At 72.4% G+C, this 13,209-nt stretch carries 10 protein-coding genes; 5 read left to right on the plus strand and 5 right to left on the minus strand.

Annotated features, from left to right (window positions below):
- Positions 1-23: 23 nt before the first annotated feature.
- Positions 24-1,067, plus strand: a complete 1,044-nt coding sequence (locus AB0C35_RS22850) for a mandelate racemase/muconate lactonizing enzyme family protein (RefSeq protein WP_358458985.1) — start codon at positions 24-26, stop codon at positions 1,065-1,067.
- Positions 1,064-2,971 (plus strand): DUF6807 family protein, encoded by a 1,908-nt coding sequence (locus AB0C35_RS22855; RefSeq protein WP_358458987.1) that lies wholly within the window; start codon positions 1,064-1,066, stop codon positions 2,969-2,971. Before AB0C35_RS22850 ends, AB0C35_RS22855 begins: the two co-directional genes overlap by 4 nt.
- A 64-nt stretch (positions 2,972-3,035) precedes the next feature.
- Here the strand turns inward: AB0C35_RS22855 and AB0C35_RS22860 are convergent, their stop codons facing one another.
- The 4 genes from AB0C35_RS22860 to AB0C35_RS22875 form a co-directional block, all read right to left on the minus strand.
- Positions 3,036-4,097 carry a zinc-binding dehydrogenase gene (locus tag AB0C35_RS22860; protein WP_358458989.1) on the minus strand — a complete coding sequence of 354 codons (1,062 nt, stop codon included), beginning with the start codon at positions 4,095-4,097 and terminating at the stop codon, positions 3,036-3,038.
- 38 nt (positions 4,098-4,135) lie between these two features.
- Positions 4,136-4,489, minus strand: a complete 354-nt coding sequence (locus AB0C35_RS22865; protein ID WP_358458991.1) for a hypothetical protein — start codon at positions 4,487-4,489, stop codon at positions 4,136-4,138.
- A gap of 90 nt (positions 4,490-4,579) precedes the next feature.
- Positions 4,580-5,857: a hypothetical protein gene (locus AB0C35_RS22870; RefSeq protein ID WP_358458993.1), complete on the minus strand. Its 1,278-nt coding sequence runs from the start codon at positions 5,855-5,857 to the stop codon at positions 4,580-4,582.
- A 135-nt stretch (positions 5,858-5,992) separates the two neighbouring features.
- The gene (locus AB0C35_RS22875; protein ID WP_358458995.1) at positions 5,993-6,778 is read right to left on the minus strand and encodes a GntR family transcriptional regulator; all 786 of its coding nucleotides are present in this window, start codon (positions 6,776-6,778) and stop codon (positions 5,993-5,995) included.
- Between the two features lie 273 nt (positions 6,779-7,051).
- On the opposite strand from AB0C35_RS22875, the gene AB0C35_RS22880 reads away from it, so the two are divergent.
- Complete coding sequence (locus tag AB0C35_RS22880; RefSeq protein ID WP_358458997.1) at positions 7,052-8,647, plus strand: MFS transporter; 1,596 nt, start codon at positions 7,052-7,054, stop codon at positions 8,645-8,647.
- A 34-nt stretch (positions 8,648-8,681) separates the two neighbouring features.
- Here the strand turns inward: AB0C35_RS22880 and AB0C35_RS22885 are convergent, their stop codons facing one another.
- Positions 8,682-9,155, minus strand: coding sequence for a MarR family transcriptional regulator (locus tag AB0C35_RS22885; protein WP_358458999.1), 474 nt, complete (start codon positions 9,153-9,155; stop codon positions 8,682-8,684).
- An 84-nt stretch (positions 9,156-9,239) separates the two neighbouring features.
- Here AB0C35_RS22885 and AB0C35_RS22890 point away from each other — a divergent pair, with 84 nt between their 5' ends.
- Together AB0C35_RS22890 and AB0C35_RS22895 are read left to right on the plus strand one after the other, a co-directional pair.
- A complete protein-coding gene (locus tag AB0C35_RS22890) occupies positions 9,240-10,301 on the plus strand; it encodes an amidohydrolase family protein (RefSeq protein WP_358459001.1) in 1,062 nt (353 codons plus the stop codon).
- 95 nt (positions 10,302-10,396) lie between these two features.
- Entirely contained in the window at positions 10,397-12,997 is a 2,601-nt protein-coding gene (locus AB0C35_RS22895; RefSeq protein ID WP_358459003.1) for an ABC transporter permease, read from the plus strand.
- Positions 12,998-13,209 lie beyond the last annotated feature (212 nt).

Genomic DNA, 13,209 nt, shown 5'->3' on the forward strand with positions numbered 1-13,209 from the left:
CCGCTCGTGATCGAGGATTCGGCATGATCAAGGACTTGTCGGTCGTACAGCGGTCGGTGCCTCTGGCCCGGCCGTGGGGCCCGGACGTGCCGTGCAACCACGTCCTGTTCGTCACCCTCACCCTGGACGACGGACGAACGGGGACCGGGATCTCCTGGACTCCCAAGATCGGGGCGCATGCGGTCAAAGCACTCCTGGAGCACGACGTCCGCGAGGCGGTGATCGGGCTTCCGCCGCACCCCGGCGTCGTGTGGGACAGGCTGTCGGCCCATCTCGGCGAGGCGGGGCGGTCCGGAATCGTCCCGATCGCGATGGCCGGCGTCGACCTCGCGCTGTGGGACCTGGAGTGCGGTGACCGTTCCCTGGTGGACGTCCTCGGGGCGCGGCGCGACAGCGTCCCGGTCTACGGCAGCGGGATCAACCGGCACTACTCGCTGGACGAGCTGACCGCGCAGGCCGCGCGGTGGGCCGCCGCCGGGTACCCGGCCGTCAAGATCAAGGTGGGACGGCCCTCGCTCGCCGAGGACGTCGAGCGGGTCGCGGCCGTCCGCGAGATCATCGGCCCCGGCACCGCGCTGATGATCGACGCCAACCAGCGCTGGGACCTGCACCGGGCCCGGACCGCGCTGCGGGCGCTGGAGCGGTTCGACCTGTTCTGGATCGAGGAGCCGCTGCCCGCCGACGACCTCGCCGCCCACGCGGAACTGCGCCGGAGCATCGGCACGCCGGTCGCCGTCGGCGAGAACGTCGCCACCGCGCACGGCTTCCGCGACCTGCTGACCGCGGGCGCCTGCGACGTCGTCCAGCCGAACGTGGTGCGGGTCGGCGGGATCACCCCGTTCCTGCGCATCGCCGGCCTCGCCCAGGTCTTCGACGTGCCGGTCCACCCGCATCTGCTCACCGAGCTGTCGGGGCAGCTCGCCCTCGCCCTGCACCATCCCGCGATGGTGGAGGCGGCGGAGGGCGCCACGCTCACCGACCTCGGCCTGCTCGCCGATCCGCCCCCGGTGCAGATCACCGGCGCGGAGCTGCGGGCGACGGGCGCACCGACGAGGTGGTCGCCGTGAGGCCGGTGAGGGTCGTCGTCGCCGGAGTCAACGGCTACGGGCGCAACCATCTGGAGAACGTCCGGCGGCTGGCGGCGGCGGGCCGCGCCGAGCTGGCCGGAGTGTGCGACATCGCGCCGCCGCCCGGGTTGGGCGTGCCCACGTCGGCGGACCTGGCCTCGCTGATCCGGGAGACCGGGGCGGAGGCGGCGGTCATCGCCACCCCGATCCACACCCATGCGCCGCTGGCCGTGGCCGCGCTCCGCGCCGGGGCGCACGTGCTCCTGGAGAAGCCGCCCGCGCCGTCGGTCGAGGAGTTCCAGACGATCTCCGCCGCGGTGGCCGAGACCGGGCTCGCCTGCCAGGTCGGCTTCCAGTCGCTCGGCTCGGACGCCGTCCAGGCGGCGCGGGACGTGCTCGGCGAACCGGTCCGCGGCATCGGAGTGGCCGGGGCGTGGACCCGGCCGTTCGGCTACTACACCCGTTCGGCCTGGGCGGGCCGCCGCCGACTGGACGGCGTCGACGTCATGGACGGCGCCCTCACCAATCCCTTCGCGCACGCCGTGGCCTCCGCCCTGGCCGTGGCCGGAGCGGACGCGGTCGATTCGGTCGCCGGCATCGAGCTGGAGCTGTACCGCGCCAACGCGATCGAGTCCGACGACACCTCCAGCGCCCGGCTCCGTCTCGCCGACGGGACGGTCATCGCGATCACCGTCTCGCTCTGCTCCGCCCGGCGCACCGAGCCCTACCTCCACCTCCACGGCGATACCCGGTCGGCCCGGCTCTTCTACACCCTCGACGAGATCGAGTCCGACGGGGTCAGGACCGGTTTCGGCCGGACGGATCTGCTCGGCGACCTCCTCGCGCACATACGGGACGGCACGCCGCTCCTGGTCCCGCTCGCGCGCACCGGCGGCTTCACCCGGCTGCTCGACGCCATCCGGCTCGCTCCCGGACCACGCCCGATCGAGGCGCGCTTCGTCCGGAGGGAACCGTCCCGGCTGGTCCTGCCCGGCATCGAGGGCCTGGCCGTCCGCGCCGCGCAGGACCTCAAGACCCTCTCCGAACTGAGCTTCCCCGACAGCCTCGGGTCTGTGGACGAACCGTGGCCGGAGACAATGCTGCGGGCGGGGACGCGAGGAGTGGCCGCCTATATCCAGCGCGGGGACGTGCAGGCCACCGATGCCCCGCGACCTCACCTGCATCCCGTCCGGACCCTCGGCGGGACGGTCGTCACCGAGACCCAGCCGGACGACCACGTCCATCATTTCGGCGCGGGCGTCGCGATCTCCGACGTCGACGGGGTCAACTTCTGGGGCGGCTCCACCTACGTCCCCGGCGAAGGCCCGAAGATTCTCCCCAACCACGGACGGCAGCGCCGCCGCACCCTCCGTCCCATCGACGGCGGCTACGCCGACTCCCTCGACTGGGTCGGCCCGGACGGCACCGTCCTGGCCGGTGAGGAGCGGACCCTGACGGCGCGTCCCGTCGCGGGAGCGTGGGCGCTGGACTTCGCGTTCACGCTGACCGGCCGGACCGGGCGGCCGCTCGTCATACAAAGCTCGGCCTGCAAGGGCCGCACGGGCGCGGGCTACGGCGGGTTCTTCTGGCGTGCGCCCAAGGACTCCCCCGGCCTGGCCGTCTTCACCGGCGAGGCGTCCGGAGAGGAGGCCGTGCACGGCAGCGTCACGCCCTGGCTGGCATTGACCTCGGACGCATGGAGCCTGGTGTTCGTCCAGACCGCCGGGCTCGACCCGTGGTTCGTGCGGGTCGCCCAATACCCCGGCGTCGGCCCCGCCCTCGCCTGGGACAAGCCGCTGACCGTCCCGCACCACATGACCCGCGCGATCACCGTGGTGGTCGCCGACGGCCGCCTCACCCCCGACCAGGCCGCCGACACGATCACTTCCCTGCACGTGCCGTGAAGGTCATACCACGCCCTCGACCCCGTGTCGGCACGGCGCCTGTGGGACCTGAGCGAGCAGCTGCTCAAGGCGTGATCACGATCTTGCCGATGTGCGCGCCGCGACGGAATTCGTCCTGGGCGGCGTGGACGTCGCTCAGGTGATACCTGGCGGCGATGCGCGGGCGCACGGCGCCGGTGCGGGCCAGCTCGACAAGGTCCGCGAAGTGCGAGCGGGTGTGCATCGAAGAGCCGATGAGACTGACGTTGTGCAGGTAGAGGCGCCGCAGGTCGAACGTGACCACGGGCCCGGCGACGGCTCCGGCGATGACCCAGCGGGCACCGTCGCGCAGTGCGGGCAGCAGGCGCTCAAGCCAGGGACCGCCCGCCACGTCAGCGACGGCGTCCAGCCCGCCGGGTGCCGCCGCGTCCAGCCGGCGTCGCAGTTCGGCCGGATCCGCGTCCCGGGAGACGGTCTCGGCGGCGCCGGCCTCGGACAGCGCCTCGGCTTTGGAGCCGCTGGTCAAGGCCACTACCCGCGTGCCGCGTGCTGCGGCGAGCTGGACGAGGGCGAACCCGACGCCACCGGAGGCGCCGGTGACCAGGACCGTTTCGCCGCTCGTGATGCGGGCGCGTTCCAGCATGCCCATCGCCGTGCCGTAGGCCACGGGAAGCGAAGCCAACTCCTCGTCGGACAGTGGTGAGGCGCTCATGTCGTGAACGCGGGCGGCGTCGACCGCGACGTAGGTGGCGAAGCCGCCGTCCGCTTCACTGCCGAGCAGCCCGATCGGCACGGCGTCCTCGCGGTCGTCGGCGTAGAAGGCGGGATCGACCAGTACCCGGCGGCCCACCCACGTGCCGGGGACATCGGCGGCCGCCTCCTGGACGGTGCCGGCGATGTCCCCGCCCTGAACGCGGGGGAAGTCCACCGGGCCGCGCCATCCGGCCTTCGCCTCGGGACGGCCCGGCAGCCCGTACGCGCCCTCCCGCGTCCAGATGTCGGTGTTGTTCAAGGCCGCCGCGCTCACCCGCACGAGCACCTGGCCTGGACCGACCCTGGGTACCGGCCAGTCGTCCCGCAACTCCAGCACGTCCGGCCCGCCGTGCCGGCGCAGGACGGCGGCGGTCATGAATTGATCGCTCCCCATGCACCCAGTCTGACTCCGCCGAGGTTCGGGGGCCCGTTCTAATTGGCTCCCTTCTGTTTTTGGAGGCATGCCTTGAGCGCCTTTTGGGCCTTCGCGGGGTCATAGCCGGGCGGCGGTGTCCACTGCTCGCCGGGTGCTGGGACCTTGATGCCCTGCCGGCGCAGGCAGTCCGTCAGGGTGCGGATCGCGCTGGGCGGCGCGGTGCTCGGGGCGGTCGGGTCGTTGTCGGGGGACGGGGTGACGGGCGCCGGCGAAGCGGCCGTGGGGGAAGGAGGCGCCGTCTGCGGGGCGGCGCCACCCGCGTCGTCGTCGTTCCCCCCGCAGGCGCTCAACGCAAGCACCAGTGCCAGTGGCAGAACCGCGAGACGGCCTTGGCCGAAGGTGAACTTCATCAGAAAAACCTCTCGGGACGGACGGGGCGGACCGCCCCCGGCCGAACCGGGGGCGGCCCGCGCGGACCTGGGCCGAAACCGCTCAGAGCGTCAGGTCACCGGGTTGTCGACGAGGTAGACGGACGGTGACGGCTTGCCGCAGGTCGCCTCGGTGGGCGCGCCGCCGTCGAAGGCGAGTTGCGCGCGGGCGCCGCCCAGCATCACCCGGACGTTCTCCGACCCGGACGACGGCTTGAACGGCCCCGCCGTCAGCGTGCCGTCCGCGGGCAGCGGCACGACGAGCCGCTGGTCCCGCACCAGGGTCGTCGCGGGGATCGGGACGCCCTGGCTCGGGATGACGTTCAGGGTCTGCGGCGTGCCGCCCTCGACCTCCAGGTTCAGTTCGGACACCTTGCCCGAGACCGTGGTCACGCCCTGGTCGAGGAGGTCGTTCACCGTCTCCTTCGGCACCGTCAGCGCCCCGGACGCGTTCGTGAAGGAGAACGAACCCGACCTGCTGACCGTGAGCGGGATGCCGTCGGCGCCGACCGCGATCCCCACGTCGTGCGACTGGCCGCTCCAAGTGCACTGGTACGGCGCGTTGATGATTCCCGCCAACTCACCCGACTTGGGCTCGGGGAAGTTCAGCGGCGCGCCGTGGAACTTCGCGGGCGGCTGCCCAGGCTCCCCGCCGACCGCGATCGTCAGCAGCGCGTTGCCGCCCCGCGGCTTGCAGTCCGCGGTGATCGGGAGCGAGAAGCCGGCCGAGGACTTCAGGTCGACCTGCGCGAACGCGCTGTTGAAGCCGAGCGTGACCTTGCCGCTCTGCGGCGCGGTGTACGGCCCCACGTCGAACGGGTCCTGTCCGGGTGCGGGCAGCCCGACCTTCAGCGGCTTGCCGGGCTCGACCGGGATGTCGGTGAGCGTGATCGGGTCCTTGGCGATGTTGACCGCGTCCGGCGTCGAGTTGGTCGCGCCGATGGACATGTCGCTGACCGTCGCGTCGGCCCTGTCGATGCCCAGGATCGGTGCCAGCGTGGTCAGCCATTCGGGGAAGGTGATGCTGCCCGACCCCTGCGTCAGCCAGAACTCCTGGCCGGGGCCGAGCTGCACCGGCGCGACGCCCTGGATGTCGACGTCCAGGGGCAGCCACAGCACCGGCAGCACTCCGGCGAAGTTGATCGTGCAGGCGATCGGGAGCTTGAACCGGCCGGTGTCCACGCCGATCGCCGGCAGGTCCTGCGCGGGGATCGCGTTGGCCGCCGGAGGCGCCACCAGCGTGGGCACCAGCATGACCAGCGCGCTGACGGCGGAGAGCATCGCGGTGCGGATCGGTCTGTGCCGGACGGGACGCCCGGGAGTGGGGCGTGGTGTCGGGGCGAGTCGCATGTGGTCCCTCATTCCTTCGGATCGGGGGAATGCGTCCCACAGTGTGTGTCACACAGTTGTCCGCCGAGTAGGAAGAGCGGTGCGGTTTTCGTTCGGCGACCTTCTGCCCTGACTCACAACAACGTCCCGGGGGCCTCAGCCCACCTGCGCGTCGAGCGCGGCGCGGAGCCGCCCCAGCACCTCCGCGTGCCACCCGTCCAGGAGCTCGATCGCCTGCCGGGCGGGGCCCATGTCCCCCGCCTCCCAGGCGCTGATGAGCTGGTCCCACCACCACACGTGCAGGCCGGGGGCGCCGAACACGACGTCCAGCACCTCCGGCACCTCGGCCAGCATCGGGCCCAGCGAGTTCAGCACCCCGAGGAAGACGCCGCCGCCGACCGCCATCGACCCCGCCCGCAGGACCTCTAGGACGCCCTGGTGGACGTCCGCCGGGGTCGCCTTCTCGTCCCGCGCCAGCATTTCGAGGCGCCGCCACGCCCGCCGCGCCGGCGCGGGGTCGTGGACGCCCGGGTTCGCCTCGATCTTGTCCGTGACCGACTCGTAGAACATGCGCAGGGTCTCCAGGATGTCCTGGAGGATCCGGACCGCCAGGTCGGGCAGCCTCCGCGAGAACCGGAACAGGTAGCGCCACGTCTCCACCCCGCCGTACGCCTCGACGTCGCGGACCACGGCGCCGATCCCGTGATGGGTCTCCACGAACCCCGCCGCCCGCAACTGCCCGAGGACGAGCTGGACCGTGGACGGGTTGATCGCGTACTCCCCGGCGAGCCGCCGGATCGACGGCAGCCGCTCCCCGGCCCGCAGCCGCCCCGACGCGATCGCGAACGCGATCTGGTCGGCGACCTCCTCGACCACCGTCCCGCGGGTCATGGCGTCCCCGCCCCGCCCCCGGACCGTCCAGCGCCCACCTGTGAGCTCCACATGCCGGCCAGCGTACGGCCCGCACCGCCGGGGCACGGCCGCTCCGCCGGTGCCGCCGTCCTCTGAGCCGTCACCGGCCGTCCGCCGCGCTCTCGGCCCCCCAGCGGGCAGCACACCCTTCTTGGGCCCGGTCGGGGCGAGGTACGTCTTCTGATCTTTTTCTGCGGGGTTGTCGGATGGCGACGAGCCCGTTCGTAGCCATGGTGAGAGACCGGCAGCGGGCCGGTCGCCACTCACCGGACCGGACCGGTCCTACGACGACGGGATCAGATCTTGACCACTGCGAACACGAGGCCCGGAGCCGGGCGGCGGGAATGGGTCGGGCTGGCCGTGCTCGGCCTGCCCACGTTTCTCGTCTCCATGGATTTCTCCGTGCTGTACCTGGGTGTTCCGCACCTGACCGCCGACCTCGCGCCGAGCGGGATCCAGCAGCTCTGGATCGTGGACATCTACGGCTTCCTGATCGCGGGCTTCCTGGTCACCATGGGCACCATCGGCGACCGGATCGGACGGAAGAAGCTGCTGCTCATCGGCGGCGCCGTGTTCGGCGTCGCCTCGGTGGCGGCGGCGTTCTCCACCAGCCCGGAGATGCTCATCGCCAGCCGTGCGCTGCTCGGCGTGGCGGGCGCCGCGGTGATGCCGTCGGTGCTGGCCCTGGTCACCGGCATGTTCACCGAACAGAGGCAGCGCAGCCGCGCCCTGGCCGTCTACCTGACCTGCTTCATGGGCGGGGCGACGCTCGGCCCGCTGGTCGGCGGCGTGCTGCTGGAGTACTTCTGGTGGGGCTCGGTGTTCCTGGTGGCCCTGCCGGGGATCGTGCTGCTGCTGGTGCTCGGCCCCTTCCTGCTTCCCGACCAGCGCGCACCGCGGCCCGGCAAGCTCGACCCGGTCAGCGTCGTGCTGTCCCTCGCGGCGATCCTGCCGTTCGTCTACGGGCTCAAGGAGCTGGCTCGCAACGGCTGGGAGTGGTTCCCCGCCGAGGCGCTGATGTTCGGCGTCGCGGCGGGTGCGGTGTTCGTCCGCCGGCAGCGACGCCTGGAGCACCCGCTGCTCGACCTGCGCATGTTCGGCAACCGCACGTTCAGCTCCGCGCTGACCCTGTTCTTCGTGACCGCCGTGGTGGGCGCGGGCGCCCTCCTGCTCGTCACGCTGTACCTGCAGAACGTCACCGGCCTCACCCCGCTGGAGGCCGGCCTGCTCCTGCTGGTGCCCAACGTGCTGATGATCGTGGGCAACCTGAGCACACCACCGCTGGCGAACCACGTCCGTCCGGCCTATCTGATCGCGGGCGGACTGTCCGTCGCGGGCGTCGGCTACCTGATGTTCGCGCTGGCCGACTCGACGTCCGGCCCCGAAATGATCTTCATCGCGATGTGCGTCGTCATGCTCGGCACCGCGCCGCTGGCCGCACTCTGCAACCACCTCGCCATGGGCGCCGTGCCGCCGGACAAGGCCGGCTCCGGGGCGTCGATCGTGCAGACGACCACCGAGTTCGGGCTCGGGCTCGGCATCGCCACGGTCGCCATGCTCGGGACCGCGGTCTACCGGAACAACGTGGAGGGCGCGCTGGGCGCGGTACCACCGGACGTGGCGGGCGCCGCCCGGGAGAGCATCGACCGCGCGGTCGCCTCGGCCGGCCGACTGCCCGCCGAGCAGAGCAGCGACCTGCTGGCCGCGGCCCGCGACGCGTTCACCTCCGGCCTGCACACGGTGGGCATCGTCAGCGCCATCTTCTACGCCGGCCTGGCCGTACTCGCCCTGCGGACGTTCAAGCACGTGCGGAACTCGCACGGCGACGATGCCGACACCACGAACCACGACAGGGAGACCGACCCTGTACCCGAGGCCACGTCGGCGACCGAGGCGTAAAACCGCCGATCATCGCGGGATGGGGGGCGTCGGGCTAAGGCAGGGTGGTGCGCTCGGTCAGGCGGCGCAGCAGATCGACGAGGTGGCGGCGGTCGGCCTCGGTGAACCCGCCGAAGATGTGCTCGCCCACCTGTTCGGCGGTACGCCGCGCCTCCGCCAAAGTCTGCTCACCCCGGCGCGTCAACACGATCGAGTACGCACGCCGATCCTGCGGCACCCGCTCGCGGGACACCAGGCCGCCGTTCTCCAGCTCGTCGATGAGCCGGACCATCGTGGACTTGTCGATGCCGATGTGACCGATCAGGTCCCGCTGGCTGACCGGGCCGTACATCGGAAGCGCGAGCAGCACGGTGAATCCGCGGACGTCGATGCCCAGCGGGTTCAGCGCCCGGTTGAGCCGGTCCCTGCTCTGGTTGTGGGCCGCGGCCAGCAGCATGCCGACCCCCACGTGGTCGGCGGCAGGGCCGCCGTCCCCGGACAGGAGGCGTTCGAGCAGGTCGTCGAGCATGCGGCCACTCTAGTGCCATCTGATATAGTCTCACTTGAGATTATCTCGTGTGGGCGGCACCAGGCGATCGACCAGGAGACGTCCATGCCCGACCTGACCCGCCGACGCACCCTCAAGCTGACCGCCGCGACCGGGATGGCGGCCGCCGCCGCGACCCTGCCGGTGCGCGAGGCCGCCGCGAGCCCGCACCGTCCCTCGTACGGACGGATCGACACCCACCACCACGCCGTGCCGCCGAAGATGCGGCAATGGGCGGTGGAGCAGGGCATCATCCCGCCCACCGGCGGTCCCTCCTGGGCCCAGTGGACCCTGCCCGACACCCTCGCGACCATGGAGGCCAACGGCATCGCCGTCGGGGTCGCCTCCGCACCCGTGCCGGCCGAGATATTCGCTGACCGCAAGGTCGCCGAGTCGGGTGTGCACGTGTGCAACGAGTCCCTGGCCGAACTGGCACGCGACCACCCCACCCGGTTCGGCTTCTTCGCCAACGTCGCCATGCTCCACCCGGACCTGGCGCTCAAGCAGGTCGCCTACGCGCTGGACGAGCTGGGCGCCGACGGGGTCCTGCTCAACACCTCGGCCGGCGGCCGCTACCTCGGCGACCCGGTGTTCGCCCCGCTGCTGGCCGAGCTCGACCGCCGCGGCGCCGTCGCGTTCACCCATCCCTTCTCGCCCGAGGGGATCGTCGAGGTGCCCGGGGTGGGAGGCTGGCTCGGCGACTTCCTGCTCGACACCACCCGCACCGCCCTCAGCCTCATCGCTTCCGGGGCCCTGGACCGCTACCGCAGGCTGTCGATCATCCTGTCCCATGGGGGCGGATTCCTGCCGTACATGGCCGGCCGCGCCGAACGCTGGGGCAGGGAGGACGACGGGCCCGACCCGGCGAAGATCCGCCGGGCGCTGCGACGCTTCTTCTACGACACGGCGCTGCCGATGTCCCCGTACGCCACCCCGACGCTGCTCGGCGCGGCCGGCGCCGATCGCGTGCTGTTCGGCACCGACTGGCCCGCCAACTCCGCCCGCGAGGTGACCCTCAACACCGCGGCTCTCGACCGCGACCCCAATCTGAGCCGCCGCGCGCACAAGGCCATCGCCCGGGACAACGCTTTGCGCCTACTCCCCCGCCTCGCGGAACGACGCCGATGACCGGCCCCCACCCGACGCCCCGGTCGCCGGAGCGGCGCCCGCGTCCACCATCGACGCCGTCCACGCCCACATGCGCGAGATGGAGGGCTGACACTATGGGCAACCCCATGTGGCTCATCGCGCGCCGGTCGTTCACGGAGGGTTGGCCGCGGCTGATCGCCACGCTGCTAGCGGCGCTGGGGTCGATCGCACTCATCGCGGGCTCGCTACAGTTCGCGCTGCGCGCACAGGAGGCGGTGTCGGGCAGCGACGCCAGCGTCTACTTCCGCGCGGACGTGCTGGTGCAGGGCGGCACGGTGGATCCGGGCGACCCTTACGCGCCGCCTGACGGCCGGATCCGCCTGGACCGGGTCAGTTCCCTTCCCGGGGTAGAGGCGTCCGCCGGAGACGCCGCAGTGACGGTAACGGCCACCGGTCCCGACGGGAAGGCGATCAGGCCGGCGGCCGAGGGCCGTACGCTGCTGCGTCCGTGGGTGCCCGACCGGCGGCTGAACCCCTACCGGCTGGAGGAGGGGCGCGCACCCGCCGCCGGCGGCGAGGTCGCGGTCGTCCGGCACATGTCGCGCGCCGGGAAGCTCAAGGTCGGCGACACGATGACGCTGACACTGCCCCGCGAGACGCGCCGGGTGCGGGTCGCCGGGGTGGTCAGCGTCCAGGGAAGCGACGCGGTGGCCGCCGGCGACCTGGTGCTCGCCCCGCCCGAGACGGTGCGGCACGCGGCCATGCTGCCTCCGGGGACCTGGCAGGGCGTCTGGGTGAAGGCCGCCGCGGGCGTGCCCGCCGATCGGCTGCGCGACAACCTGGCCCGGGATCTGGGCGGCGCGGCCACGGTGCGCACGGCGGAGTCCGCAGGACGCGCGCAGAGCGCCGCCGCCGCAGGTGAGGGCGCCTCGATCGCCGGGGTGGTCGGAGGTCTCTCCCTTGTCGCGATCTTTGTCGGCCTGTTCGTGGTGGCCAACACGTTCGGCACGCTGGTGCGGCAGCGGACCCGCCGACTGGCGCTGCTCGGCGCGATCGGCGGCACACCGCGGCAGGTCAAACGGCTGATCCGGTTCGAGGCGCTGGCGGTGGGCGGGATCGCCTCGGCGGGCGGGGTGGCCGCGGGCTTCCCGTTGTCCGCGTTGATCGTCCGGCTGTTCGCACGGGACGGCTTCGACGTCTCGGCCGCCGGAGCGCAGTTCGGCTGGGCCGCGCTGGGCGTCCCCGTCGCGGCCGGGATCCTGGTCACCCAGGCGGCCGCCTGGCGGGCGGCGCACCGTGCCGCGAACCTCCCGCCCGTGCAGGCGCTGCGCAGCACGCTCACCGAGACCCGGGAACGACGCCGGCCGCGCCTCCTGGCCGCGTCCGCGATCTTCACCGGTACGGGTTTCTGGTACGCGGTGGCGGTCGTGATCCGCGTCACCGATCCGCCCGGCGCGGACCGCACGTTCGGGGTCGCGCTGATGGTCATGTTCGGTTCGCTGCTGGCCGTGGCCGGGCTGGCCGTCCTCACCCCGTTCTTCGTCGCGCCGCTGGGCGGGCTGGTGGGCCGCCTCGGGATGCTGGTCGGCGGGGAGACCGGACGGCTGGCGCACGCCACCGTCACCCGCAGCCCGCGCCGGGTCGCCTCGGCCGCCTCGTCGCTGATGGTCGGCGTCGCACTGGTCGCCTCCGTGGCGCTGGTGACGCAGTCGGTGCACGGCCGGTTCCAGGAGGCGGGACGGCAGGTCATGGCAGCCGAGCATGCGATCGCCGCGACCGCCAGGACCTCCGAGGGCGCGCCCGCCCCGCTCTCCCGCAACGTGGCCGCCCTGGCAACCGACGCGCCGGGGGTGTCGCGGGCGACCGCCCTCACACAGGCCGAGGTCAAGCTGGTGTCACCACCACCGGACGCCCCCGACCCGGACGAGGAACCCGAGCCGTTCTACTTCCTGGTGAGCGGGGCCGAACAGGCCGGGCTGCGCGACGTCCTGCGGCTGGGCGGCCGGCCGCCCCCGCTGCGTCCCGGGGAGATCGCGCTGTCGTCGACCGTCATGAAGGAGCGGGGGCTGCGCCGCGGGCAGGAGATCGTCGTCCGGGGCGTCCAAGGCCGGGTCACGCTGACCGTGGCGGGCGCCTACCACGACCCGTCCCACCTCTTCGCAGATCAGGCACTGGTGGCACCGGCGACGATGGACCGGCTCGACGCCAACGCCGCGACCCGGGCGATCCTCGTGCGGGGCGGCTCCGCGGAGGCACTCACCCACGCCGTCGCCGCTGTGCCCGGCCTGCAGGTCCTCGACCGGAACGCGTACGTGGACGCGGCGTCGGACTCACTCACCCGCCCACTGCGGGCGACCTACGCCTTCGTCGGCATGGCGCTGCTCCTCGCACTGTTCGGAATGGCGACCACGGTGTCGATGAGCGTCGCCGAACGCACCAGAGAATTCGGGCTGCTGGGTGCCGTCGGCGCCACCATGCGGCAGATCCGCTCAATCGTCCGCTGGGAGGCGGCCACCATTGTCACCCTCGGCACCACCCTCGGCCTGTTGATCGCAACGGGATGGCTGGCGCTCCTGCACATGACGACCGGCAGCTCATTCCTACGCCCAGCCCCACCATGGTGGCTGTTCCCCACAGTGGCAGCGGCCGCCGCAATAGCGACACTAGCGACCTCGTCCCTACCCGCACGCCGAGCCGCCGCCGTCCCAGTCCTCGAAGCCGTCAAGGCAGAGTGAGCCCTCCGGCTGCATCACACACCCGCGGATGGGCCGGCTCCTGACGGGACGGTCCGGGCCCGGGGCGCCCTACCGGGCTGACCGTGCGTCAGCGAGCCACCGAGGTGCTTGGTAGGCATGTGCCAGAACACCGCCAGTTCTTGGTCCTTCGATAAAGAAGGCGGGTATAGCGTGACAGTGTTCGCCGTCGGCGCCGGCACCGTTCCGCCGCT

The organism is Spirillospora sp. NPDC048819, from assembly GCF_040650055.1.
Classification (GTDB): Bacteria; Actinomycetota; Actinomycetes; order Streptosporangiales; family Streptosporangiaceae; genus Spirillospora.